The sequence below is a fragment of the Hymenobacter fastidiosus genome (genome assembly GCF_039539565.1).
Classification (GTDB): domain Bacteria; phylum Bacteroidota; class Bacteroidia; order Cytophagales; family Hymenobacteraceae; genus Hymenobacter; species Hymenobacter fastidiosus.
Map to the genome: position 1 here is coordinate 416,137 of NZ_BAABDJ010000002.1, position 25,225 is coordinate 441,361.

The window sequence follows — 25,225 nt, forward strand, 5'->3', positions numbered from 1 at the left end:
TGACTCCTATGGATTTGCACATGACGGAACTAGAGCGGGATATTATCCGTGAGATTCTGAACATAGGCTTGGCCCGGGCGGCTGATTCTTTCGCCACCATTGCCCAGGAAAAAGTATTGCTCGAAGTTCCGAATCTGGACATCATGCCCGGGCATAATATGCTCGACAAGGTGCTCGAGTACTCCGATACCCACGCCGTCATTCAGTCCGATATCCGGGGTGACTTCACGGGCACGACTCTGATGTTTTTCTCGGGGCAGCACGTGCAACGCCTGTCGCGGGTTTGTCTGCGCATGTCGGTGCCCGAGTCCATTGCCATTGATGAGATGCAGGAGTCACTGCTGCTCGAAATCAGCAACATCATCACCGGGGCGCTGGTCACGCAGCTGGCCAATATTCTGAAGGCCAAAATCTACGGGGCGCCGCCCGTTGCGCCCCGGGGCGACATTGCCAACGCGCTGACCAGCCTGATGACGCACGAAGCCCTGGTGCAGCCGCTGATTTTCTCGGTTATCACCCAGTTTTCGGACAAAGAAAACTCGGTGGAGCTGCCGCTGATGCTGTTCTTCGACCGCACTACCTTCGATAAGATCCTGGAAATTATCCGCACCTACGATTTTCTGGGCGGCCAGTTATGAGTTGCCAGGTATGAGTTGCCAGTTGTCAGTTGCCAGTTGCCAGTTCGTTCAACGACTACTTCGCAACCCTTAACGCAACTGGCCACTGGCAACTGGCAACTGACAACCGGCAACTGACAACCGGCAACCGGCAACCGGCAACTGGCAACTGGCAACTGGCAACTGGCAACTGGCAACTGACAACTGACAACTGGCAACTGACAACTGGCCACTGACAACCGGCAACCGGCAACTGGCAACTGGCAACTGACAACTGGCAACTGACAACTGACAACTGGCAACTGACAACTGGCCACTGACAACCGGCAACCGGCAACTGGCAACTGACAACTGACAACCGGCAACCGGCAACTGGCAACTGGCAACTGACAACTGGCAACTGACAACTGACAACTGGCAACTGGCAACTGGCAACTGGCAACTGGCAACTGGCAACTGACAACTGGCAACTGACAACTGGCAACTGACAACTGGTAACTCATACCTGGCAACTCACAACTCACAACTGATATGCCTTCGAGCTTAGAGAAAAAACTAGCCGGTTTCGACCCCAATGCCCTCGGCGACGCGGCCGGGGGCGTGTATGGCCTGCCGTTCACCGTTGAGGAAGCCCAGGTGGTTATTGTGCCCGTGCCCTGGGAAGTGACCGTATCGTACCGCGGAGGCACCGCTCAGGGGCCCGAATCCATCCGGGCTGCTTCCTTGCAGGTAGACCTCTACGACCCGGACCTGCCCGACGCCTGGCGGATGGGCCTGGCTATGGAAGAGTCAGATGAGAAAATTTCTGCCGAAAGCCGGACCCTGCGCACTTTGGCCGCCGACTACATTGCCTGGCTCGAAGCCGGTCAGCCAGCGGCCGATGCCGGCAAATTCGCGGGTGCCACCGCCAAAATCGGCGTACGGGGCAAGGCCATGGTGGAATGGCTCCGGCAGAAAACCGGCGCTTACCTCGACGCCGGCAAAGGCGTGGTAGTACTGGGCGGCGACCATAGTACGCCCCTGGGCTACCTGCACGCCCTGGCGGAGCGGCACGAGGAATTCGGTATTCTGCAGATCGATGCCCACTGCGACCTGCGCCCGGCCTATGAAGGCTTCGAGTATTCGCATGCTTCCATCATGTACAACGCCCTCAGACTGCCCCAGGTGAAGAAGCTGGTGCAGGTCGGCATCCGCGACTTATGCCAGCAGGAAGCCGAGCTGGTGGCCCAGTCGGGTGGCCGGGTGGTGATGTTTCACAACCGGTTTCTGTCAAATGAAAAGTTTGCCAAGAAGTCGTGGAAGAAGGTCTGCAGTAAGATCATTGCCCAGCTGCCTGCCAAAGTATACCTGAGCTTCGACATCGACGGGCTGGACCCCAAGCTGTGCCCGGGTACCGGCACGCCCGTTCCCGGCGGTCTGGAGTTTGAGGAAGCGCTGTACCTGATCCGTTCCATCGTCGAGTCAGGCCGGACCATCATCGGCTGCGACCTGAACGAAGTAGCCCCCGGCGACACCGAGTGGAACGCCATTGTGGGGGCGCGGCTCCTGTTTCAGATGGCACACTGGATGGGCGTTTCCCAGGGCCGCCTCCAGGCCCGCGTAGCGGAGTAAATATCCCGGCCAACGTCCACCGCGAATTTGCGTATCGTTGTCCGACCTGTCGACCGGCGGGTCGGACTTCTTTTTTTTACCAACCTGCCCTACCATACCCATGGGATTTATCCTCAAACTCCTGCTTACCGCCGTGCTGACGTTCGTGCTGGCCAAATTCCTGCCCGGGGCGCATCTGGGGGGCTTCAGCGACGCTATTCTGCTGGTTATCGTACTGGCCGTTCTAAATGCCGTGCTCAAGCCGATTCTGAAGATTCTGGGCTTTCCCATCACGGTGCTCACCCTAGGCCTGTTTCTGCTGGTCATCAACGCCGTTATCGTGCTGCTGGCCGATTATTTCCTGGCCGGGTTTAAGGTCGATGGCTTCTTCGCCGCCCTGCTGTTCAGCGTCGTGCTGTCGGTCGTGACGTCGGTCGTGGATATGGTGGTAGACTAGTTGCGCTACAGCCTGATTATCAAAAGCAAAAGCCCCAGCCGGTCATCGGTTGGGGCTTTTGCCTGGGTAAGTACGGGCAGTTTATTTCAGCCGGCTTTAGCAGCTGGGAACGGATGCCGACGCTGCCGCCAGGCCCGCCAGCCCCAGGTTCCGGCCGCGCCCAAGAGCAGCAGCGGCCAGGTGGTAACCAGGGCCAGCACCAGGGCGGTTAGCAGCTCCCACCCGCTGTAGAAGGCCTGAGTGAAACGGCTGGCGAAAGACAGCACGGGGGCATCCGGCGTGTTCAGCGTGATTTCCTGGAAGTAGGTGAGCGTGATAGTAGAATAGCCCACCTGGTCGTCGAGGGTTTTTAGCTTGCTTTCCGTGGCTTCAATGTCGCCGCGCACTTCCCCGAGCTTTTCCTCAATTTCCAGAATCTCCGTTACCTTTTTTGCCTGACTCAGCAAAGCTACGTAGCGCTGCTCCAGGGCCCGCTTGGTGCGCAGCCGGGCTGATACGTCCGCGTGTTCCGCCGTTACGTCGTCGGTGCCCAGCGTTTTCGATTCCAGCGTACCCAGGCCATTCAGGCTGGCCAGCAGTGCCGGGAAGCGGGCCGGCAGCACCCGGATTGTCATCTTATGTTCCCACTCGCCATCCTGCCGCGTTTCCGCCGCCGCCGAAACGTAGGCTCCGTAGGTCCGGGTGAGGCTGTCCATGCGGGCGTTGGCCCGGACCAGGTCGGCTACTTTCACCCGAACCTGCGCGTGGTAGATGAGCTTGCGGCTGGTCGCCGGGGCCGCCGTTATGCGCGTGGGCTCGTCGGCATCGGGTACCGCTTCACCGGCCTCTTCCCCACCTGGTGACTCCATCAATTCCGCTACAGCAAGAGTTTTATCTTGTTCTGAAGCGGATTGCTTGGCGCTGCACGCCGTAACAAATAACAAAGCAAGGGTCCACGCACAAGTTTTCATAGGGCAAGGATAAAGAGTGATAAGAACCAACCACATCTTCAGTTCATCGCCAAAAGCCTGACGGGTAACCCACGGCCTCTGGTATGGCCCCAAAAAAGCCCGGTCTTATAGAAAAGACCGGGCTTCAGGTTATAGTAGAACGGTAGGCTTACAGGCGCCGGATCTGGGCGCCCAAGGCGTTCAGACGCTTATCGATGAACTGGTAGCCGCGGTCAATCTGCTCCACGTTTTCGATTACACTCCGGCCCTCGGCCGAAAGCGCGGCGATAAGCAGGGCTACGCCGGCCCGGATATCGGGGGAGCTCATAGTGATGCCGCGCAGGGCATTGCGCCGGTCGAGGCCAATAACGGTGGCACGGTGTGGGTCGCAGAGGATAACCTGGGCCCCCATGTCGATGAGCTTATCGACGAAGAACAGCCGCGACTCGAACATCTTCTGATGAATCAGCACCGTACCCTTGGCCTGGGTAGCCACTACCAGTACAATGCTGAGCAGATCGGGGGTGAAGCCGGGCCAGGTGTGGTCCGAAACCGTCAGGATGCTGCCGTCGAGATAGGTGGCAATCTCGTAGTGGTCCTGGGCTGGCACGAAGATGTCGTCGCCGCGGAACTCGAGCTGAATGCCCAGCTTGCGGAAGGTGTCCGGAATCAGGCCGAGCTCCGGAATCTGGCAGTCTTTGATCAGGATTTCCGAGCCCGTCATGGCGGCCAGGCCGATGAAGGAGCCAATTTCAATCATGTCGGGCAGCATGCGGTGCTCGGTGCCGCCGAGGCTGGCCACGCCCTCAATCGTGAGCAGATTAGAGCCGATGCCGTTGATTTTGGCCCCCATACGCACCAGCATTTTGCAAAGCTGCTGCAAATACGGCTCGCAGGCCGCATTGTAGATGGTGGTGATGCCTTCGGCCAATACGGCCGCCATCATAATATTGGCCGTGCCGGTTACCGAAGCTTCATCGAGCAGCATATACGTACCGTGCAGGCCGTTGGGCGCCGCAATGCGGTAGAAGTCCGTGCCTTCGAGGGTGAGCTTGCCGCCCATTTTCTCCAGCCCTAAAAAGTGGGTGTCCAGCGGGCGGCGGCCGATTTTGTCGCCGCCTGGCTTGGGCAGCTGGCACTTACCGAAGCGGCCCAGCATCGGACCCAGGATCATAACCGAACCGCGCAGGGACCCGGCCTGGGCCACGAACTCGGGCGTATCGAGGTAGTCGAGGTTGATATTTTCGGCCTGGAAAACGTAGGTGTCGGTAGCCAGCTTGCCCACTTTTACCCCCATATCGCGCAACAGCTCAATGAGCTTGTTCACGTCGCGGATGTCGGGGATGTTGCTGATCGTGACTGGCTCGGCGGTGAGGAGCACGGCACACAGAATCTGCAGTGCTTCGTTTTTTGCGCCCTGGGGCACGATCTCGCCTTTCAGCGGAGTGCCGCCAATTACTTCAAATGAGGCCATGGATATGAGGAGTTAGAAGTCAGGAGTTAGGAGCAAGGAGAGAATTGCCTGATGGCATTCTATCTCCTTGCTCCTAACTCCTGGCTTCTTAAAAAAAAATATTACTGAGGCGGTTGCTGGGGTTCCTGGCGGCTTTTCTTGCCCCCGCGGCGCTGCTTGTCGCGCCGGTTGTTGGTACCGCCGCGGCGCATTTCCCGGTCGCCCCGGTCGCCCCGGTCGCCCCGGTCGCCCCGGTCACTCCGCTCACTGCGGGGCTGGGGCACGACGAACGGTGCGGACCGTGTGCTGGTGGCGGCGGCGGGGGCGGGCATGGTGCTGAACTCAAACAGGCCTTCGTCATCTACCCGGGTCGGATCGAGCTCCAGCTTACCGCCGGAGAGCTCCTTCAGATGCTTGAGAATGGTGACGTCCTTCGCGTTTTCCTTGCTGTAGGAACGGTACAGGAACTTCATGGTGCGCCCGATGGCAATGGTCGCCAGCTCCCGCTCGGCGGGGTCTTCCAGGGTCAGGGCGTGGGTGATCATGGTTTCCACGCTGCCTCCGTAAGGCTTCAGCTTGGGTCCCTTGGTGGGGTAGGCCACGCGCTGGGGCTGCTTGGCCAGAATGTCGAGCTTGTGCAGCTCGAAGGGAGCGTCTACGTCCAGCTCGCCGTCGGTCATCTCAAAGATGTGGTTCCAGACTTTCTGCTGGGAATCGGGCTGGTCGCGCAGGGCGGCATTCAGGCGAAAGATGAGCTGCACGATCTGCTGGGCGCGCTTGGTACGCTCCTCTCGGTCGTCGATGGTGCGCAGCTGCTGAATAAGCTCGTAGGTGCTCTGGCCGTATTCGCGCAGTAGCAGCTCGTGTTTGAAAGGGGAAGGTAAAGCCATTGGGAAAAGGCGAAGCCGCGAGTGAAAGCGGCTGTGGAAAGCAGGAAAAGGCGATGCCGCAGCATCAGCCGGTAAGAGCGGGGCCAGAAAGAAGGCGGCCGGCGTACCCAAAAACAGGCTGCCGGACGAGCCGACAGCGTTAGCTAAGGTCAAGTTACTACGTTCGGCTAACTAACGACGCGCAATTTCGCAAAACTCAGCAATAAGGTCTTTTCACCCACTTCCTCGAACTGGATGATGGCCTTCACCGAGCCGTCCTGCTTTTCGAGCTTGGTTACCGCGCCGAAGCCAAACTTGGGATGCTCCACGCGCTGGCCGGTCTGCAGGTTGCTGGTATCACTGGGCTTGAAGTCAGCCGGGGCCACGTACTTCGTCGCCACGGTTTTACGGGGCGGGGTGGGCAGCAGGTTGCTGCGCCGCTCCAGCACGTGGCCGAAGGTACCGTCGCCGGAACCCGCCGGGCTGGCCGCAAACTTGAAGTCGACGTACTGGGGGTCAATTTCGTCGAGGAAGCGGCTTTTCTCGCAGCTGCGCAGGTTGCCCCACTGGTAGCGGGAGGTGGCGTAGCTGAGGGTGAGCTTCTTTTCGGCCCGGGTGATGGCCACGTAGAACAGGCGGCGCTCCTCCTCCAGGTCGGCCCGCGAGGTTATCATCATCTGGCTCGGGAAGAGGTTTTCCTCCATGCCTACGATGTACACGTTGCGGAATTCGAGGCCCTTGGCCGAGTGAATCGTCATCAGCGTCACCGACTCGCCTTCGTCCTTGGCGTCCTTCAGGTCGGTATCCGTAACCAGGGCAATATCCTGCAGGAAGGCGGCCAGCGACTTTTCCTCGCGCTCCGGGTCCTCCACGAAGGCTTTCACCCCGTTCAGGAGTTCCTGGATGTTTTCGTAGCGCGACAGGCCCTCAATGCTCTTGTCGGAATACAGCTCCTCCACCATGCCCGAGTTCTTGGCAATGAACTTGGCCGCCTCAAAGGCATCTTCCTTGCCCGCCAGCACCGCGTAGCTCTTGATCTGCTCCGCGAACGTCTCAATCGGGTTGGCGATGCGCGTATTCAGGAAGGAGTTGGCGTTGCTCACCACTTCCCACAGCGTGTGGTTCGATTCCTCGGCCGAGTTGATCAGCTTGCTGATGGTGGTGTCGCCGATGCCGCGCTTGGGGTAGTTAATCACCCGGCGCAGGGCCTGCTCGTCGTTGTGGTTGACGGTCAGGCGCAGGTAGGCCACCAGATCCTTGATTTCCTTGCGCTGGTAGAAGCTCAGGCCGCCAATGATTTTGTACTTGATGTTGAGCTTGCGCAGGGCTTCCTCCATGGCCCGGCTCTGGGCGTTGGTGCGGTAGAGGATGGCGAAGTTCTCGTAGGACAGATGCTGGTTCATCTTGTCCTCGTAGATGCTGTTGGCGACCAGCTTACCTTCCTCGTTGTCGGAAGAGGCTTTCAGCACCTCAATCAGCGTGCCTTCCTCATTCTCGGAGAATACGTCTTTGCGCAGCTGAGCCTTGTTGTTTTTGATGACCGAGTTGGCGGCCTTCACGATGTTCTTCGTGGAGCGGTAGTTCTGCTCCAGCTTGAACACCTGCAGCTCGGGGTAGTCCTTCTCGAAGTTGAGGATGTTGGTGATGTCGGCGCCGCGGAAGGCGTAGATGCTCTGCGCGTCGTCGCCCACCACGCAGATGTTGCGCTCCTTGGCGGCCAGCTTCCGGGTAATCAGGTACTGGGAGTAGTTCGTGTCCTGGTACTCGTCGACCATCACGAACTTGAAGATGTTCTGGTACTTGTTCAGCACGTCGACGTGGTTCTTAAACAGCACGTTAGTGTTGAAGAGCAGATCATCGAAGTCCATGGCGCCGGCCTTGAAGCAGCGCAGGGCATATTGCTGGTAGATGGCCCCGATCTTGGGCCGCAGGGCCGCCTCGTCGTCCTGCTTAATCACTGGGTCCTGCAGGTACTGCTCTACCGAAATGAGCTTGTTCTTGGCCGCCGAAATGCGCCCCAGCACCATGTTGGGCTTGTAGAGCTTGTCGTCGAGGTCCATTTCCTTCACGATCTGGCCCAGCAGGGTTTTGCTGTCCTGAGTGTCGTAGATGGTGAAGTGGCGGGGGTAGCCGATTTTGTCGGCTTCGGAGCGCAGGATGCGGGCGAAGATGCTGTGGAAGGTGCCCATCCACACGTTCTTGGCCTCGGGGCCCACGACTTTCTCAATCCGGGCGCGCATTTCCTTGGCGGCCTTGTTGGTGAAGGTCAGCGCCAGGATGTTGAACGGGTCGACGCCCTGCTCGAGCAGGTTGGCAATGCGGTAGGTGAGCACGCGCGTCTTGCCCGAGCCGGCGCCGGCGATAATCATGCAGGGGCCGTCGATCTGCATGACCGCGGCGGCCTGGGAGGGGTTCAGAAGTTTCTGGTAATCTAAGGCCATTCGTCAGGGTAATTCAGTCTCTCGGCTATAGAGGCAAAGGTACGCCTTTCGGGGCGAGTGCGGAAACGGGGTTATCTTTGCGGACGTTATTTCTCGCAGGGTCTCGGGGGGGATTTCGCAGGGTTCCGCTATGACCGTTGAACGACCCCGCGAGACCCTGCGCTACCCACTGCGAACCACTGCGTGAAGCCCTAAGCATGATTATCATCCAGAATACCGTCATTTCCGACGACATCCGCGACAACTTCTTCGTCTGCAACCTCGAAGCCTGCAAGGGCGCCTGCTGCGTGGAAGGCGACCTGGGCGCGCCCCTGGAAGACGCTGAGCTGCGGATCCTGGAGCAGGAATACGCCAACATCAAGCCCTTCCTCACCGAAGCCGGGCAGCAGGCCATCGAGCAGCAGGGCCTCTACATCAAGGACTGGGAAGGCGACTTCAGTACCACCACCATCAACGACCGGGAGTGCGCCTACGCGCTCTACGATGAGCGCGGCATTCTGAAGTGCGGCATCGAGCAGGCCTACCTGGCCGGGGCTACCTCGTTCAAAAAGCCCATCAGCTGCCACCTGTACCCGATCCGCATCAGCAAGTACGACGGCTTCGAGGCGCTGAACTACGACCGTTGGAACATCTGCAACCCCGCCTGCAGCTTCGGCGCCAGCCTGGGCGTGCGCATCTACCAGTTCCTTAAGGAGCCGCTGATCCGCAAGTACGGCGAGCAGTGGTATGGCGAGCTGGTGACAGAAATCGAGACGAACAGCCCACCGGTGAACTAAGCAAGAAAAGGCCGACTGGGGAGTCGGTCTTTTGGTTAAACAAAACCAATACGGAATCCAGGGCCGGTTGCTGGGAAACGGGGTTTACTTCGCCAACGGATTCACCACCTCCAACCCTAGTACGCGCCGAAAGTGACCATCCTCTGAAACCAGGGTGCGGCCTTGCAGCCAGGCACTTGCGGCCACGATGGCATCGGCCGCCCGCAGTCGGTAGAGCTGCCCGAACCGTATGGCCACATCAACAACTTCGGCCGAAACCGGGATTATTTGCAGGAGCTCGAACGTGGCCTCAAAGTAGGCCTGTGCTCCGGGCAACAGGCCGTGAAATCCCAACACTTCCACCTGACTGATAGCAGAAACAGCCGTTTCCGGGTTCTCAACTCAGATGCGCAACTGCAAGGCGGGCTTGGCCGAATGAATGCGGATGTTGCTGTCCAGCAAATAACTCATTGCTCAAAGGGAAGGTCGCGGCCGGCACGCTGCTCCCGCTGCCACGCCAGCGGGTCAGGAATATTGCTCACATCGGCTCCTTTGGCAATAATGAGCAGTAATTCCTCCCGCGTCCGCTTGGGCTTCAACGGCTTTTTTGACACCGTACCATCAGCCGCCACCTGCAACCCTACGGCATCCGCTATCCGCACCAGCTGGCGATAATCGGCATCGTCGGGGATGGTAAGTCGGTGCGGTTCCATGCAGGCAAGATAAACAGTAATTCGCTTTTGTACTTCGCCCAATAGCAAAAATGCCCCAACAAAGCTGTTGGGGCATTTTTGTAAAAAGGAATGTGAGCGGCTTACAAAGTCGAAAAGTCAAACGAGTCCAGGAACGCCGTGGTGAACACGCCTTCCTTGAACTTCTCGTCGTCCATGAGCTTGAGGTGGAAGGGAATCGTGGTCTTGACGCCTTCTACCACGAACTCGCTCAGGGCGCGCTTCATCTTCACGATGCACTCCTCGCGGGTCTGAGCCGTGGTGATGAGCTTGGCAATCATCGAGTCGTAGTTCGGCGGAATGGCGTAGCCGGCATACACGTGGGTATCGACGCGCACGCCGTGGCCGCCGGGAATGTGCAGCACCGTGATTTTGCCGGGCGAAGGGCGGAAGCCGTTGCGCGGGTCTTCGGCGTTGATGCGGCACTCCATGGCGTGCATCTTGGGGAAGTAGTTGTTACCCGAAATCGGGATGCCCGCCGCCACCTTGATCTGCTCCTTGATCAGGTCGTAGTTGATGATTTCCTCGGTCACGGGATGCTCCACCTGAATCCGGGTGTTCATCTCCATGAAGTAGAAGTCCCGGTTTTTATCCACCAGGAACTCAATGGTGCCCACACCCTCGTAGCTGATGGCGCTGGCCCCGGCTACGGCGGCCGTGCCCATCTTCTCGCGCAGCTCTTCGGTCATGAACGGCGACGGCGCTTCCTCTACCAGCTTCTGGTGGCGGCGCTGAATGGAGCAGTCGCGCTCCGAAAGGTGGCACACGCGGCCGTACTGGTCGCCCACAATCTGGATTTCGATGTGGCGCGGCTCCTCCACGAATTTCTCCAGGTACATGCCGTCGTTGCCAAAGGCGGCCTTCGACTCGGTGCGGGCATCGTCCCAGGCTTTCTGAAACTCGTCGTCGGAGTTAATCACGCGCATGCCGCGCCCGCCGCCGCCGGCCGTGGCCTTCAGAATCACGGGGTACTTGATTTTGGCGGCAATCTTCTTGCCCTGCTCCACCGAATCCAGCAGGCCCACCGAGCCGGGAATGCAGGGTACGCCGGCCTTAATCATAGTGGCTTTGGCGGTGGCTTTGTCGCCCATCTGGTTTATCATCTCGGGCGTGGCCCCGATAAACTTGATGCCGTTTTCCTGGCAGATGCGCGAGAACTCCGCATTTTCACTCAGAAAGCCGTAGCCGGGGTGGATGGCGTCGGCGTTGGTGATTTCGCAGGCCGCAATCAGGTTGGGCATGCTCAGGTAGGAGAGCGTGGAAGCCGGTGGCCCGATACACACGGCCTCATCGGCGAACTTCACGTGCAGGCTTTCCTTGTCGGCAGTGGAGTACACGGCCACCGTCTTGATGCCCATTTCCTTGCAGGTACGGATAATGCGCAGCGCAATTTCGCCCCGGTTGGCAATCAGTATTTTCTTAAACACGAGTTCAGTATTGAGTATTAAGTAGTGAGTAATGAGAATAGGGTAGAGACAAACTCCGTCTTCAGGGAGCTACCTAGTCTCAATACTCACTACCCACTACTCAATACTAAAAATTACATCGGCTCAATCAGGAACAGCGGCTGGTCGTACTCCACCGGGGTGGCGTTTTCAACCAGAGCTTTCACCACCCGGCCCGAGGCCTCGGCTTCGATTTCGTTGAAGAGCTTCATGGCTTCGATGATGCAGATCACCTGGCCTTTTTCCACCAGATCACCCACGTTCACGAAAAGCGGCGACTCCGGGCTGCTGGAACGGTAGAAGGTACCAATCATCGGGGCTTTCAGCGGTACGTAGCTGGCGCTGGCAGCTTCGGCAGCCGGAGCCGGGGCGGGAGCCGCTATTGGAGCAGCCACCGGTGCCGGAGCTAACGCTGCTTGCTGCGGTGCAGCCGGAGCCGAGCTGATAACGGGCTTGTAGCTGGGCTCGCGCTGGACCGAGATTTTAAATTCCTCGGTTTCAATGTTGACTTTGTTCAACCCCGATTTGGCGATGAAGTCAATCAGGTCCTGTAATTCTTTGGCTTTCATAGAGGCGCTGGAGGGGGACGACTTGTGCGGCTGCTTATTTGACTCTTTCGACATAGGAGTAGTCGCTTGTCTTGACGCGAATTTTGGTGTCGGTATCAATGAACAGCGGTACCTGGATCCGGGCACCGGTTTCCACCGTGGCGGGCTTAAGCGTGTTGGTGGCGGTGTCGCCTTTCAGGCCGGGCTCGGTGTAGGTCACGATCAGCTCCACGGTGGTGGGCAGCTCGGCCGTGAGGGGCTGCTCGGTTTCGGCGTGGAACAGGATAGTGGCTTCCTGGCCTTCCTTCATCAGGTCGGCGAAGGGCACCATGGCTTCGGGCAACGACACCTGCTCGAAGGTAGCGTTATCCATGAACGTGTAGCCGTAGTCGTCCTTGTAGAGAAACTGGTGGGGGCGCTGCTCTACGCGGGCCGTGGTTACTTTGACGCCGGCGTTGAAGGTGTTATCGAGCACCTTCCCGGTTTTGATGTTGCGAAGCTTGGTCCGGACGAAGGCCGGGCCCTTACCCGGCTTGACGTGCTGGAATTCGGTAATGACGTACAAGTCATTGTTGTACTCAAGTACCAGTCCGTTGCGAAAGTCTGCGGTGGTGGCCATGTGGTGGGAAGGAGGAATGGATAATTAGTAATTAATAATTAAGAAGTAGAAATTCGAATGGACCAGTGACGACTCCAGGATGGAGGGCGGCTCAATTCTTAATTCTTAATTCAAAATTACTAATTCAAAAAAAAGAGCCGTCCCGGCAGGTGGTGGGGCGGCTCGTCGGGAGTACAAGTATAGGAGTTTTCCGCGTTCGGCCCGCTATTTATGCCGTTTGCGGATCTGGTTTCGGATCGTAGGCCCACTTCAGGTAGATGGAACCCCAGGTGAAACCGCCGCCAAAAGCTGCCAGAATCAGGTTGTCGCCTTTGTGCAGCTGCTGCTCGTAGTCGGCCAGGCACAGCGGAATGGTGCCGTTGGTGGTGTTGCCGTAGCGCTGAATGTTGAGCATCACCTTTTCCGGCCCCACGCCCATGCGGTTGGCGGTGGCATCAATAATCCGCTTGTTGGCCTGGTGGGGGACCAGCCAGGCGACATCATCGTTGGTCAGCTGGTTGCGCTCCATTACCTGGGCGGCTACGTTGGCCATGTTAGTCACGGCGAACTTGAACACCGTGGCCCCTTCCTGATAAACGAAATGCTCGCGGTTGGCTACCGTTTCGGCGGAGGGTGGGCGGCGGCTGCCCCCGGCTTTCTGGTGCAGGAACTGCTCGCCGTTACCATCGGAGCGGAGCACCTGATCCAGCAGGCCCAGGCCTTCGGTATTGGGTTCCAGCAGCACCGCCCCGGCCCCATCACCAAAGATGATGCAGTTGGCGCGGTCGGTGTAATCGATGATAGACGACATCTTGTCGGCTCCTACAATAACTACTTTGCGATACCTGCCGCCCTGAATGTACTGCGCGCCGGTAGCCAGGGCAAACAGGAAGCCCGAACAGGCCGCCTGCATGTCGAAGCTGAATGAGTTGGTGGCGCCCACGGCGGCCGTAATAATGTTGGCCGTGGCCGGAAACACCAGATCCGGGGTCGTCGTAGCGCAGATCAGCAGGTCGATTTCCTCGGCCCGGGTGCCGGTTTTAGCCAGCAGCTGCTGCACGGCTTTAATAGCCATGACCGACGTGCCCTGGTTTTCCCCCTTCAGTATCCGCCGTTCCTTGATGCCGGTGCGGGTGGTTATCCACTCGTCGGTGGTATCCACCAGCTTTTCCAGCTCCTTGTTGGTCAGCACGTAGTCGGGCACGTAGGAGCCCACTCCGGTAACGGCGGCAGTGATTTTCATTGGGCGCGCAAAAGCACAAGTCAGCCCACGCGGGGCGCGGGCCGACTTACGACTTGAAAGTAGATTTTATCTGATCCGAGATGCCGGATTCGGCCATTTGGTAGCCCTGCAACAGCATGTTGCAGATGGCCAGCGGCGTGCTCACGCCGTGACCGATGATGGCGTTGTCGTTGATGCCCAGAATGGGGCTGCCACCGATGGCCTCGTAGTTGAACTTGTCAAAAAACGGATCGTGCATCTGCTTGGCTTCGAGAATCTCGTAGATCGACTCCGCCATTTTCAGCAGCACATTACCCGTGTAGCCGTCGCAGACCACGACGTCGGTTTTGTCGTTGAACAGGTCGCGTCCTTCAATGTTGCCGACGAAGTGAATATGGGGGTTCACCTTCAGCAGCTGGTGGGCCGCCTGGGTAACGGAAGTGCCTTTGCCTTCCTCTTCCCCCAGACTCATCAGCCCTACTTTGGGCTTGGGAATGCCTAGCACGTACTGCGCATACAACGAGCCCAGTTCGCCGAATTGCTCCAGCATTTCGGGCTTGCATTCAGCATTGGCCCCCACATCGAGCAGGATGCCATAGCCACCGGCCAGCTTCGGGGTGAAGTTGGCAATGGCCGGGCGCAGTACGCCGGATACGGGTTTCACGCTGAACATGGCACCCACGAGCATCGCGCCGGTATTGCCGGCCGAGCAGAAAGCTTCCACGTCGCCGGCGTGCAGCAGGCGGTAGCCCACGGCAATGCTGGAGTCCTGCTTTTGCTGGTAGGCTTTGGCCGGATGCTCCCCCATCGCAATGATCTGGGAGGCGTGCACCAGCTCCAGGCTCGCCGCCGCGGCCCCGTGCTGCTGGAGCAGGGGCCGGACGACTTCTTCCTGGCCGATGAGCACAATCTGAGCTTTGCCAGCGAGCTTTGCCGCTGCCAGCACCGCGCCGTCGACGGCTGCCTGGGGAGCGAAATCACCCCCCATTGCGTCCAGGGCTATCTTCATGTACGAGGTATCAAGGAATACGGAGTCGGGAGGACGGACCGGGGCTACCGGCCGGACGAAGGTTATTCTTCGTCGGAAGCGGGAGCTGCCGCAGCGGCAACGGGGGCGTAGTTTTTGATGGCTACTTTACCGTGCAGGTACAGGTCGCCGTCTACCACGTAGGCCTTATGACGCAGGTGCAGCTCGCCGGTGCTCGTGCACAGCGTGATGGCCTTTGGCGTGAGCTGGTGGTGGGTGCGACGTTTGTCGCGGCGGGTTTTGGAGGTTCGGCGCTTAGGATGTGCCATAAGTCAGGAAAGGTTAAATGTTGAAGGTTAAGTGTGGTAGGCCCTTAGTTGAGGTTGCGCAGCGCATCCCAGCGCGGGTCGCCGCTATCCTCATCCTCGTCGTTGTCGCCGGACTGGCGGGTGGTGAAGATGAGCTTGCTGTCGGCCCCGGGGTTTTCGTCGGGCTCGTTCTGGAAGCGTGGGTGCAGCTTTTTCATCGGCAACGCCAGGCCAATGTAATCGAACAGGTGCTGGGCAATGGGCAGCGTCTGGGTATCGGGCGTGATTTGCAGCACGTTGTCGTCGAGCTCCACCTCCCGGTCGCCGTAGCGCACCAGCAGCTGCTCGGTGATATCCAGAGGCTGGTCGAACTCATCTAGGCTCCGGTCGCAGATCAGGCGCACGGTGCCGGTGATGCGGAAATCGAGGGTGATAAGGCGGTCAGTTTTGGTCAGCGTCACGTCCGCGTGCAGGTTGCCGTCGGGAATGAGGCTCTGCTCAAACTGATCGAAAAAGGTCCGGTCCAGCTCAAACGCAAACTGGTGCGTTTTGTGGGCTAGTTTGGCAATGGCCAAGTCGAATTGGGAGTCCTTTTTCACGGTAGAGTAGCTGGCAGGGGGCAAAAGTAGCTGGTTTCCCCCGTTTTTAAAAAGTAGGCTAAGCCTTATGGTGCGCTTCAGGCGTTCTTGAGAATGAAATCGGACGGAATGCCCAGCCGCTCATAAAGCCGCTTGGCCAGGTCGAGCGTGACGCGGCGCTTGCCGCTCAGAATCTGCGAGAGGCGGCCGGCCGGTACTTCCAGCAGCTCCGCCAGCTCCTTTTGCTTAAGCCGCATCTGCTGCCGCTTCAGCTCGATCATCTCGGCCAGGGAAGTGGGCAGGTTGGGAATAGGCAGCAGCCCCAGCTTGCTTTCGTACACGTCCAGCGCCAGGATCAGCTCCCGGAACTCGGTTTCCAGCGCCGCGTTGCCTTCGACTCCGGCCGCTACCAGCGCATCGAGGCGGCGCAGGGCAGTACGGTAATCGGTGGGGGTCTGGAGCGTCATGCAGCGAAGTGAAGAAGACCCAAATCCACCGGGTACGACGGCTTTGGGTCTGCAAACCTACGGGGATAGTTTTAAAACAGCAAACAAAATTTCATTATTGGAAAGAAAGTGTGCTGAAACGAAATTACTGCATCCGTCCTATTGCTTTCATTGGCAAAGCGTTGCAGGCAGAAATAGTCGGCCGGAGCAGCCAGAAAAAAAATACTGCTACCGCAGCTAAATACCGGCTCTACCGGCTCTGCTCCGGACAAATCCGTCGGCCGAAAGACCGGAACTTAGGCTATTCGTGTCGTCCGCCCCGCAGCGCCGGGCCGGGAATCAGAGGCTTGAGGCCCGCGTATTTATTGCGCTGGTGCACCAGGTCGCAGGCCAGGTACACGGCTTCGCGGAAAGACGTTTCATCGGCCTTGAACTGCCCGGCCAGGCCGTAAGCCGTGCCGTGGTCGGGGGAGGTGCGGACGATGGGCAGGCCGGCGGTGAAGTTGACGCCGCGCTCAAAGGCCAGGGTTTTGAACGGAATCAGCCCCTGATCGTGGTAGAGCGCCAGCGTGGCGTCGAACTTGCGGAACTGGCCGGTGCCGAAGTAGCCGTCGGCGGGGAAGGTGCCATACACGAGGTGGCCTTCCTGTAAAAACTGCTGGATAATGGGGTTCACCAGATTCGCTTCCTCGGTACCCAGCAGGCCGTTTTCGCCGGCATGGGGATTCAGGCCGAGTACGGCTACCCGGGGCTTGTCGATGCCGAAATCAGCTTTAAGCGACTTCAAAAGGATGCGCAGCTTGGCCGTCAGCAATTCCTTGGTGAGCTTGGCCGGCACATCCCTGAGGGCAATATGGCCGGTGGCGGTGGCCACGCGCAGATCTTCGCTGGCCAGTAGCATCAGGCTTTCGGGGGCCCCGAAGAAGCTGGTCAGAAATTCGGTGTGGCCGGGGTAGCGGAAGTCATCAGCCTGGGTGTTTTCCTTGCTGATGGGTGCCGTGACGAGGGCGTCGAGCAGACCTTCCTTCAGGTCGCGGGCCGCTGCCAGCAACGACTGACGGGCCGCGCGGCCGGAGGCTTCCGAAGGCTGGCCCGGCGTCAGAGTAAAGTCATCTTCCCAGCAGGTCACGGCGTTGGGCTTGCCGGGAGCAATGTCGGCAGCGGCGCGGACCTGGCGGAACGTGAGCGGCTCGGCCTGCTGGTCGGCCGGAAAGTCATCGAACAATACGGTGGCCGTGCCATAGACCACGGGGGTGCAGTATTTGAGCAGGCGGCTGTCAAGAAGCGTTTTATAGATGATTTCCGGCCCAATGCCGGCCAGGTCGCCGACTGAAATACCGAGGCGGGGAAGGTTGTTCATGGTGGGGTGGGTGGTCGTGCTAGGTAAAAGAACGTCATGCTGAGCCGGTCGCAGCATCTCGCGTGCTGACGTCAGATTACTACTCCAACATCAGCACGCGAGAGGCTGCGACCGGCTCAGCACGACGGGCGGCTTACTCCTGGTTTACTAAAAAGTCGTACAGCAGCCGCACGCTGGTACCGGTGCCGCCTTTGCCGCGGTAGGAATCCGGGGCGGTGAGGTAGGCGGGGCCGGCAATGTCGAGGTGAATCCAGGGGGTGCCTTCGGTGAAGCGCTCCAGGAACTTGCCGGCGGAAATAGCGCCGGCTTCGGCTTTGCCCAGGTTGTTGATGTCGGCAATGTCGGATTTGATGTGCTCGGCGTATTCATCCCAGAGGGGAAACTCCACCACCCGCTCGTGCACGCGGTTGCCCGCCTGTTTGAGAGCCAGCAGCTGGTCTTCGTCGGCGGTACCCATGGCTACGATGCCTTCCTTGCCAATGGCGCGGGCGGCCGCCCCGGTGAGGGTGGCAATGTCGAATACCAGCGTGGGCTCATACTTTTTGGCGAAAGCCAGGGCATCGGCCAGGATCAGGCGGCCTTCGGCGTCGGTGTTAAGTACTTCCACGGTCAGGCCGCTGTACATCGTCAGCACGTCGCCGGGCACGTAGGCCATGCCGCCGGGCCGGTTGTCGGTGGCGGGCACCAGGCCGATAACGTGGACCGGCACCTGGTTTTTGGCCAGGGCGTAGAGCACGCCCGTCACGGCCGCGCCACCCGACATGTCGCACTTCATCATGTCCATCGAGCCGGGGGTGGGCTTCAGGCTTAGCCCGCCGGTATCGAACACCACGCCCTTCCCCACCAGCACGTAGGGTCTGGCGTTGCGGGCGTTCTTGGGCTTCCACTCCATGATGGTGAACGTCGGCGGCTCGGGGCTGCCCAGGTTCACGGCCAGCAGCCCGCCCATGCGCAGGGCTTCGATGCGCACCAGATCGAGGATTTCGGTGTGGTAGCCCGCTTCGTCGCCGGCGGCCGCCATGCGCTCCGCAAACTGAGTGGCGTTGAGCTTGTTCAGGGGCGCGTTGATCAGGTCCCGGGCCAGGCATACGCCCTGCAGCAGGTTGTCCAGCTCCTGGATAGCTTCGGCCGAGGCCGCGCCGGTAAGCAGCACGCGGGTCAGTACGGCGGCCTTCTTCGATTTCTCGTCCGTTTTGTAGCCTTCAAACGCGTAGGCCGTGAGGTAGAGGCCCTCGGCCAGCGCTAACGCCAGCTGGCCATCCGCGTCTTTGGTCAGGTCCTGAATGTAGAGCTCGGCGACTTTATCGGCCTTTACCTGCGTGTGCAGCTGGTGGCCACTCTTGCGCATCGCTTCGGCAATAAGTTGGGCCGTGCCTTTCTCGCTGGCCACCACGAAGTAGTGGCGGTGAGAGTAGTGGTTGACCGTAATCAGCTTGGAATCAGCCGCGAGCTGGTCGGCCACGTACGTGCGGGCCGCCTCGGGGAGGTCGGCCAGGGCGGCGGGCAGCTCCTTGGTGCCGGCGGGCAGCAGGAAGACGGAATCGGCCGCCGGGGGCAGCGTGGCGGCGTGGGCTAGTTGAATCGGCATAGACGGACGTATCTTTGGGGCCATGTAAGTGGCGCAAGGTAGGCGTTTTTTCAGAGGAGCCAGAAGCCAGGAGACAGGAACAAGAAGCCAGGAGCAAGAAGCCAGGAGCCAACTATAGATGTGCTTTGGTATCTGACGGCTACTACTTACTTCCCCCTTCGCCGCCGCTGCTGCCTGTTGCCTTCTAACGCCTGACTTTTAGCTTCTAACTCCGATTCTCCCAGCTCCTCCCTATGGACCACGTCAGCCCCAAAAAACACCTCGGTCAGCACTTCCTGGCGGAACCCGAAATAGCCCGCCGTATCGTGGAAGCCCTCCGTCTGCCCGATGGGGTGACGGAAGTGCTGGAAATCGGGCCGGGCATGGGCGTGCTTACCGGGGACCTGCTCCAGCACCCGGAGTATAAAACCACCGTCATTGAAATTGACCGCGAATCGGTGACTTACCTGAAGCGCAACTTCCCCGCTCTGCACGGTCGCATTATCTCCGCCGACTTCCTGAAGCAGGATCTGAGCCAGCTGTTTCCGGACCAGCCGCTGAGCATCATCGGCAACTTTCCCTACAACATCTCCACCCAGATTTTCTTTAAGGTGCTCGACCACCGCCAGCAGGTGCGCGAGGTGGTGGGCATGCTGCAAAAGGAAGTAGCCGAGCGCATGGCCGAGGGGCCGGGCTCGAAGGTGTACGGAATCCTGAGCGTGCTGCTGCAGGCCTACTACACCGTGGAGCTGCTGTTTCTGGTGCCGCCCCACGTGTTTATTCCGCCCCCCAAGGTGCAGTCGGCAGTGCTGCGCCTCAGGCGCAACGACACCGAAAAGCTGGCCTGCGACGAAAAGCTGTTTTTTAAGGTGGTGAAGCAGGCCTTTTCTACGCGCCGCAAAACCCTGCGCAACGCCCTGAAGCCGTTCGGCATGACGGCCGAAAATACCCTGGAGCCAATCTTCAACCAGCGCGCCGAGCAGCTGGGCGTAGCCGAGTTTGTGTGGCTGACCAATCATATAGAGAAACACCGGCTGGTAGCTGGTAACTAAGGCTAAATATTCAAAAAGAACGCCCTGCTGAGCCTGTCGAAGTCTCTCGCGTGCTGACGCCGGGACGAGTAATTCAACGCAGCACGCGAGATGCTTCGACAGGCTCAGCAGGACAGACGATTTTTAACAATCAATAGAAACAACCCCAAGATGTCTATTTGCTTAGCAGTTGACGAAATGCACCCTTCCCTTTCGGAGCTGCTGGCGCCCCTGGGCGTGACGCTGCACTACCGACCGGATCTGACCGCTGCCGAAATCCCCGCCGCGCTGGCCGCCCAGCCCTACGATGGGCTGATGGTGCGCTCGAAGCTGCGCGTGACGGCGCAGCTATTGGCCCACGGGCCGCACCTGCGCTACGTGGCCCGGGCCGGCGCCGGGGTCGATAACATCGACGAGGCCGCTCTGGCCGCGGCCGGTATTACGCTGCTCAACGCCCCGGAAGGTAACCGCGACGCCGTGGGCGAGCATACGCTGGGGCTGCTGCTGGCCCTGTTCCGCAACATTGCCCGCGCCGACGCGGAGGTTCGGCAGGGAATGTGGCGGCGCGAAGCCAACCGGGGGGAGGAAATCGGGGGGAAAGTTATCGGCCTGCTGGGCTACGGCCATATGGCCTGCGCTTTTGCCCGGCGGCTGGCGGGTTTTGGGTGCACCGTCCTGGCCTACGACCACAACCCCGACTGCGCCGGCGACCATAATGCCACCTTGGTGCCGCTGGCCGAGCTACAGGCCCGGGCCGAGGTGCTGAGCATCCATATTCCCTACTCGGCCGCCAATCATCAGTTTGTCGATGAAGACTTTCTGGCGGGTTTTCGCCACCCTGTTTGGGTGCTGAACACCGCCCGGGGTGAGGTGCTGGACCATGCGGCCCTGGTGCGGGGCCTGCACCGCGGGCAGGTGCGGGGCGCGGCCCTGGACGTGCTGGAGCAGGAAAAGTTGACCCAGCTCAGCCCGGAGCAGCTGGCGCAGTTCGATTTTCTTAAAACTGCGCCCAACGTGGTGCTGTCGCCGCACATAGGCGGCTGGACCCACCAGTCGTACCAGCGAATCAACGAGGTGCTGGCGCACAAGATTGGGGCTTTTCTTCGTCTTCGCCCGGAACAGAGGTAGCAGAAGTTGCCGGGTCTTCGTATATTTGTCTCAGAACCTTTTTGGAGAACGGTTGGCCTCGCCGACCGTTCTCCTTGTTTTTTAGCTAATCATCCCCCCGACATGTCTTCCGTCAATTACTATAGTCCCGAAGGCCTGCAAAAGCTCAAGGATGAGCTGCAGGAGCTGAAAGTCCGCGGCCGGGCAAAAGCTGCCGAAGACCTGCGCGAAGCGCGCGACAAAGGCGACCTGAGCGAGAATGCCGAGTACGACGCCGCCAAAGACGCCCAGGGTCTGCTCGAGCTGAAAATCTCCAAGCTGGAAGAAGTGATGGGCAACGCCCGCGTGCTCGACGAGACGAACCTGGACCTGACCAAGGTGCTCATCATGAGCAAGGTGAAGCTCAAGAATCTGAAAAATAATATGGTGCTCGACTACCTGCTCGTAGCCGAGGAGGAAGCCAACCTGGCCGCCGGCAAGATTTCCGTGAAGTCGCCGATTGGCAAGGGCCTGCTGGGCAAGAAAGCCGGCGACACCGCCGAAATCATCGTGCCGGCCGGCAAGCTTCAGTTCGAGATTCTGGAAATCAGCCGCTAGTCGGGGAAATGGAGAAGTTGTGAAGAGTGAATTACCAGCACTCCTGAAAGGGCGAAACCAGCGGTTTCGCCCTTTTTGCGTTTTGCCCCGTACTTTGGCGCAGGCGCTATAGCGCAGAGGCGCTGCTGGTACCCGTTTTCTCGTCACAACTTCACTATTTCACAACTTCACCTCATGCCTTCCATCTTTTCCCGCATCGTCTCGGGCGAATTGCCCGCCTATAAAGTTGCCGAGGACGACCACCACCTGGCGTTTCTGGACATCACGCCGCTGGTAGAGGGCCACACGCTGGTGATTCCGAAGCGGGAAGTGGATTACATCTTCGACCTGCCGCCGGCGGAGCTGGCCGCCCTGCACCAGTTTGCCCAGCGCGTGGCGAAAGGGGTGCTGGCCGCCGTGCCCTGCAAGCGTATCGGCGTGGCCGTGATTGGGCTGGAAGTGCCCCACGCCCATATTCACCTGATTCCGATGAACAAGGTGTCGGACCTGAACTTTGCCAATCCCAAAATAAAGGTGGCGGCAGCCCGGATGCAGGAGCTGGCCGCCGCCATTGCGGCCCGGGTGCCCGGCGCAGACGGTACAGGCAAGGACGTGAAGCCGATGGAAACCAAAGCGGAGCGCGAAACGGTCGGGTCCGGCCTGGCCGCTGCTCCTGAGGCGGCGGATGCCACCACGGAGCAGCTCAGTCACCTCACCAAAGATTTGCTGTTCATCAGCGAGTCGGAAGCGCCGCTGACGCCGGTTGCCTACGCCGCGCCCGCCGGCGAGCTGACCGATGCCGCGCTGCTGAAGCTGACTGGCGAAGCAGCCGGTACCAAAGTCGAAACGCTGGAGCTGGTGCATTTCCTGCGCAACCACACCGCCGACGACGGCGTGCTCGGCGACCCGGAGCTGGCCAACCGCTACAAAGCCCTGCAGATGTTTATGAAGCAGGAGCTGCAGGATACCAAGGTGTACCGCGTCGGCAGCGGCTCGCAGGTGCCGGTCTATGCGCTGGGCAAAACGTCGGCGGGCCAGCTGGCCGGGTTCAAAACGGTGCTGACGGAAACCTAGGCCACTTCCGGCTGCTGATCTTCGTTTTTTACCCTGCAGTTTCTATGACCTTTCGCATGAAAAGCCTGGCCCTGGCCTTGGGGCTGGGTGTTTGCGCCCTGGCGCACCCAGGGTCTGCCCAGGCTCCGCTACCCAGGTCGGTGGCTAAAGCCCTGGATAAAGTCAGCGCGGCCGACTATAAAGCCCACGTAACCTACCTCGCCGACGACAAGCTGCGGGGGCGCCAGCCGGGTACGCCGGGCTATCAGCTGGCGGTGGATTACGTAACCGGGCAGCTTAAAAAGCTGGGCGTGCAGCCGGCCGGCGACCACCAGACTTACGTGCAGAAGGTGCGGCTGCGGCGGGCCTTTACCGAGCCGGGCGGCACGCTCAGCAGCTCCGGCGCAGCCTACCGCGCCGGCGCGGACTTTATGTTCTACCCCAACCCCCAGCAGCCGGCCGCTGAGGTTACGGCCCCCGTCGTCTTCGCGGGCTTCGGCATCAGCGCCCCCGAGCTGGGCTATGATGATTATGCCGGCCTGGATGCCCAAGGTAAAATCGTGGTGGTGACGCGCACCGAGCCCCGGCACCTTGCGGGCAATGAAAAGCTCTACGCCACCGACCTGCTGACGATTCTGCAAACGGCCGCCCGGCACGGGGCGGTGGGCGTATTGCTGGCCGTGAGTAAGCCGACGACGAAGCTGCCAAACGTCGGCAAAGGAGCCGTGAGCGTGCTGGGGCCGGAGGGCCAGGTGGCAGTTTCGCGGACCTATACTTCCCGACAGATCCAGGTGGTCGGCTCGGTGAGCACGGCCACGCTGCAACGCTTTTTTGCCGGCGCGGCTACCGATACGACCCGCACGTTTGCCGCGCTGCGGACCGGCAAACCGGCTTCCCAACCGCTGGCCGTGACGCTCACGGCCTCAGTCCGCAGCCGCTACCAGGATGTGGACAGCTATAACGTGGTGGGCAAAATCGTGGGCTCCGGTGCGCGGCTGCGCGATGAATACGTGGTGCACAGCGCCCACCTCGACCATCTTGGCATCGGGGCGGCCGTGCGGGGCGATTCGCTCTACAACGGCGCCCACGACAACGCCACCGGCGTGGCCAGCGTGCTGGAAATTGCCAAAGCCTACGCCAGCCTCAGGCAAAAGCCCAAACGCTCGGTGCTGTTCGTGCTCCTGACGGGCGAAGAGCTGGGCCTGCTCGGCTCGGCCTACTTTGCCAGGTACCCCACGGTGCCCAAAGCCAGCATCGTAGCCGACATCAACACCGACATGCCCACGATCATCGCCCCGCTGCTGTCGGTGGTGCCGCTGGGGGCAGAGAACTCCTCATTGGAAGCAGAAGTGGCCAAAGCCGCCGCCCAGTTGGGCCTCCCGGTGGAAGCCGACCCGGAACCCATCCAGAACCGCTTCATCCGCTCCGACCAGTACAGCTTCGTGGTCCAGGGCATTCCGGCCGTGCACGTCAAATACGGCAACAAAACCGCCGACGGCACCAATAACCTCAGCGAGCAGGTGCAGAAGTGGCGCGACGTTACCTACCACCAGCCCCAGGACGACATCAACGGCACCTTCGACTTCGAAGCGGGCCGGAAATACGCCCAGCTCAACTTTCTGATCGGCTACCAGGTAGCCCAGAACCTCCAGCGGCCGACGTGGAAGCCGGGGAATTTCTTCGGGAAGCGGTTTGGGGGCGGGCAGTAAGCCAGCGTTGGATAATAGCTTCTGCCATTCCCTTGGCTCCCCGGAGGCAATATCTTCTCTCTGGGGTGGGCTTACCGAACGAGGTTTTCGGTGGGGGCTGGCTTCCGGGCAAAGGCAGCGGTGGTAGCGACCAGCAGGAGCAGAGCGAGTAATGGAGTTTCATCCGCTTCGAGGTTGAAACCGGGATGGTAGGAAGGCTATGGTCTGCTATATTAGGACTTACGCAGTCGGCTTACAGAGTAGCTTTCCCGCAGAGTTTCGCAGAGGTAAAACGCAGAGGGCCGCAGAGTCTTTCTCCCCACCTCTGCGAACCTCTGCGGGAAAGCTGCCGTGCGTAAGTCCTGTATATTAATGGTCGTAGCTGATAACCCGGGTTACTTTCCACTGCCCGTCTTTGAGGCGCCAGAGCATGGTGTTCTTAAAGGTGCCGCAGTCGTCCTTGCCGTTTTCGACGTGGCAGAACCGGTGCTGGTAGGTTTCTACCGCACCATAGTCTTTGATGGGGTACACTTCCAGGGTACCGGGCACCAGCTGGCGGTTGAGGCCGGTGGTTTGGTTTTGCTCAAACATGCGCCGGAAGCCGTCCATCGATTGCTGGTAATTCGCCAGGCCGCCCCGGTCGTGGTAGAACTCGAGGTCTTCGGCAAAGAAGGTTTGCAGCCGGGCCAGGTCGTGGCGGTTGAAGGCTACGAACATAAGGCTGTCCTGCCGGGCAATGGTGGCATAAAGCTCCTGCGCGGCCGGTGACCGGGGCGCGGCGGCGGGCACGGCGGGTTTGGCCGTGGAACAGGCGAAGGTACCCAGCAACGGCACCGCGGCGAGGAGCAGGAGTTTCATCAGCTTCGGGAATAGGGGGATAGTTGGGAAG

Annotated in this window: 26 protein-coding genes; 9 read left to right on the plus strand and 17 right to left on the minus strand. The window is 59.9% G+C overall.

Annotation, left to right across the window (positions count from 1 at the left end; all coding sequences use genetic code 11):
• The first annotated feature begins 8 nt into the window (after positions 1-8).
• The 3 genes from ABD833_RS02525 to ABD833_RS02535 all read left to right on the plus strand — a co-directional run bounded on the left by ABD833_RS02525 (position 9) and on the right by ABD833_RS02535 (position 2,664).
• Positions 9-638, plus strand: coding sequence for a chemotaxis protein CheC (locus ABD833_RS02525; RefSeq protein WP_345070762.1), 630 nt, complete (start codon positions 9-11; stop codon positions 636-638).
• 510 nt (positions 639-1,148) lie between these two features.
• Complete coding sequence (locus ABD833_RS02530; protein WP_345070763.1) at positions 1,149-2,228, plus strand: agmatinase family protein; 1,080 nt, start codon at positions 1,149-1,151, stop codon at positions 2,226-2,228.
• A 100-nt stretch (positions 2,229-2,328) separates the two neighbouring features.
• Entirely contained in the window at positions 2,329-2,664 is a 336-nt protein-coding gene (locus tag ABD833_RS02535; RefSeq protein WP_345070764.1) for a phage holin family protein, read from the plus strand.
• A gap of 86 nt (positions 2,665-2,750) precedes the next feature.
• On the opposite strand, the gene ABD833_RS02540 is transcribed toward ABD833_RS02535, so the two are convergent.
• The 4 genes from ABD833_RS02540 to ABD833_RS02555 form a co-directional block, all read right to left on the minus strand.
• On the minus strand, positions 2,751-3,512 hold the full coding sequence (locus ABD833_RS02540; protein WP_345070765.1) for a DUF4349 domain-containing protein: 762 nt from the start codon (positions 3,510-3,512) through the stop codon (positions 2,751-2,753).
• Positions 3,513-3,762: 250 nt separating this feature from the next.
• On the minus strand, positions 3,763-5,067 hold the full coding sequence (gene murA, locus ABD833_RS02545; protein ID WP_345070766.1) for a UDP-N-acetylglucosamine 1-carboxyvinyltransferase: 1,305 nt from the start codon (positions 5,065-5,067) through the stop codon (positions 3,763-3,765).
• 101 nt (positions 5,068-5,168) lie between these two features.
• On the minus strand, positions 5,169-5,936 hold the full coding sequence (locus tag ABD833_RS02550) for a DUF4290 domain-containing protein (protein WP_345070767.1): 768 nt from the start codon (positions 5,934-5,936) through the stop codon (positions 5,169-5,171).
• Between the two features lie 167 nt (positions 5,937-6,103).
• On the minus strand, positions 6,104-8,356 hold the full coding sequence (locus ABD833_RS02555; RefSeq protein WP_345070768.1) for an ATP-dependent helicase: 2,253 nt from the start codon (positions 8,354-8,356) through the stop codon (positions 6,104-6,106).
• Between the two features lie 197 nt (positions 8,357-8,553).
• On the opposite strand from ABD833_RS02555, the gene ABD833_RS02560 reads away from it, so the two are divergent.
• On the plus strand, positions 8,554-9,132 hold the full coding sequence (locus ABD833_RS02560; RefSeq protein ID WP_345070770.1) for a DUF3109 family protein: 579 nt from the start codon (positions 8,554-8,556) through the stop codon (positions 9,130-9,132).
• Positions 9,133-9,216: 84 nt separating this feature from the next.
• Here the strand turns inward: ABD833_RS02560 and ABD833_RS02565 are convergent, their stop codons facing one another.
• The 12 genes from ABD833_RS02565 to ABD833_RS02620 form a co-directional block, all read right to left on the minus strand.
• Positions 9,217-9,468 carry a PIN domain-containing protein gene (locus ABD833_RS02565; protein WP_345070771.1) on the minus strand — a complete coding sequence of 84 codons (252 nt, stop codon included), beginning with the start codon at positions 9,466-9,468 and terminating at the stop codon, positions 9,217-9,219.
• A 110-nt stretch (positions 9,469-9,578) separates the two neighbouring features.
• Positions 9,579-9,824 (minus strand): hypothetical protein, encoded by a 246-nt coding sequence (locus ABD833_RS02570; RefSeq protein WP_345070773.1) that lies wholly within the window; start codon positions 9,822-9,824, stop codon positions 9,579-9,581.
• A gap of 101 nt (positions 9,825-9,925) precedes the next feature.
• A complete protein-coding gene (accC, locus tag ABD833_RS02575; protein ID WP_345070774.1) occupies positions 9,926-11,269 on the minus strand; it encodes an acetyl-CoA carboxylase biotin carboxylase subunit in 1,344 nt (447 codons plus the stop codon).
• Between the two features lie 113 nt (positions 11,270-11,382).
• Positions 11,383-11,856, minus strand: coding sequence for an acetyl-CoA carboxylase biotin carboxyl carrier protein (gene accB / locus ABD833_RS02580; RefSeq protein ID WP_345070776.1), 474 nt, complete (start codon positions 11,854-11,856; stop codon positions 11,383-11,385).
• Positions 11,857-11,890: 34 nt separating this feature from the next.
• Positions 11,891-12,454 carry an elongation factor P gene (gene efp / locus ABD833_RS02585; RefSeq protein ID WP_345070777.1) on the minus strand — a complete coding sequence of 188 codons (564 nt, stop codon included), beginning with the start codon at positions 12,452-12,454 and terminating at the stop codon, positions 11,891-11,893.
• Between the two features lie 208 nt (positions 12,455-12,662).
• A complete protein-coding gene (locus ABD833_RS02590; protein WP_345070779.1) occupies positions 12,663-13,676 on the minus strand; it encodes a beta-ketoacyl-ACP synthase III in 1,014 nt (337 codons plus the stop codon).
• Between the two features lie 46 nt (positions 13,677-13,722).
• Positions 13,723-14,664 (minus strand): phosphate acyltransferase PlsX, encoded by a 942-nt coding sequence (plsX, locus tag ABD833_RS02595; RefSeq protein WP_345070780.1) that lies wholly within the window; start codon positions 14,662-14,664, stop codon positions 13,723-13,725.
• A gap of 62 nt (positions 14,665-14,726) precedes the next feature.
• Entirely contained in the window at positions 14,727-14,951 is a 225-nt protein-coding gene (rpmF, locus tag ABD833_RS02600; RefSeq protein ID WP_345070781.1) for a 50S ribosomal protein L32, read from the minus strand.
• A 44-nt stretch (positions 14,952-14,995) separates the two neighbouring features.
• The gene (locus ABD833_RS02605) at positions 14,996-15,529 is read right to left on the minus strand and encodes a YceD family protein (RefSeq protein ID WP_345070783.1); all 534 of its coding nucleotides are present in this window, start codon (positions 15,527-15,529) and stop codon (positions 14,996-14,998) included.
• Positions 15,530-15,606: 77 nt separating this feature from the next.
• Complete coding sequence (locus ABD833_RS02610; protein WP_345070784.1) at positions 15,607-15,975, minus strand: helix-turn-helix domain-containing protein; 369 nt, start codon at positions 15,973-15,975, stop codon at positions 15,607-15,609.
• 280 nt (positions 15,976-16,255) lie between these two features.
• A complete protein-coding gene (gene pdxA, locus ABD833_RS02615) occupies positions 16,256-17,314 on the minus strand; it encodes a 4-hydroxythreonine-4-phosphate dehydrogenase PdxA (RefSeq protein ID WP_345070786.1) in 1,059 nt (352 codons plus the stop codon).
• A gap of 133 nt (positions 17,315-17,447) precedes the next feature.
• Positions 17,448-18,902 carry a leucyl aminopeptidase family protein gene (locus ABD833_RS02620; protein WP_345070787.1) on the minus strand — a complete coding sequence of 485 codons (1,455 nt, stop codon included), beginning with the start codon at positions 18,900-18,902 and terminating at the stop codon, positions 17,448-17,450.
• Positions 18,903-19,135: 233 nt separating this feature from the next.
• Between ABD833_RS02620 and rsmA the strand changes: the two genes are divergently transcribed.
• The 5 genes from rsmA to ABD833_RS02645 all read left to right on the plus strand — a co-directional run bounded on the left by rsmA (position 19,136) and on the right by ABD833_RS02645 (position 24,357).
• Complete coding sequence (rsmA, locus tag ABD833_RS02625; RefSeq protein WP_345070788.1) at positions 19,136-19,933, plus strand: 16S rRNA (adenine(1518)-N(6)/adenine(1519)-N(6))-dimethyltransferase RsmA; 798 nt, start codon at positions 19,136-19,138, stop codon at positions 19,931-19,933.
• 177 nt (positions 19,934-20,110) lie between these two features.
• Entirely contained in the window at positions 20,111-21,040 is a 930-nt protein-coding gene (locus ABD833_RS02630) for an NAD(P)-dependent oxidoreductase (protein WP_425553557.1), read from the plus strand.
• 102 nt (positions 21,041-21,142) lie between these two features.
• Complete coding sequence (greA, locus tag ABD833_RS02635) at positions 21,143-21,616, plus strand: transcription elongation factor GreA (protein ID WP_345070791.1); 474 nt, start codon at positions 21,143-21,145, stop codon at positions 21,614-21,616.
• Positions 21,617-21,790: 174 nt separating this feature from the next.
• Entirely contained in the window at positions 21,791-22,669 is an 879-nt protein-coding gene (locus ABD833_RS02640; RefSeq protein WP_345070792.1) for a nuclease A inhibitor family protein, read from the plus strand.
• A 44-nt stretch (positions 22,670-22,713) separates the two neighbouring features.
• Complete coding sequence (locus tag ABD833_RS02645; RefSeq protein ID WP_345070793.1) at positions 22,714-24,357, plus strand: M28 family peptidase; 1,644 nt, start codon at positions 22,714-22,716, stop codon at positions 24,355-24,357.
• A gap of 348 nt (positions 24,358-24,705) precedes the next feature.
• Here ABD833_RS02645 and ABD833_RS02650 read toward each other — a convergent pair whose 3' ends face one another.
• The gene (locus tag ABD833_RS02650) at positions 24,706-25,194 is read right to left on the minus strand and encodes a nuclear transport factor 2 family protein (protein WP_345070794.1); all 489 of its coding nucleotides are present in this window, start codon (positions 25,192-25,194) and stop codon (positions 24,706-24,708) included.
• Positions 25,195-25,225 lie beyond the last annotated feature (31 nt).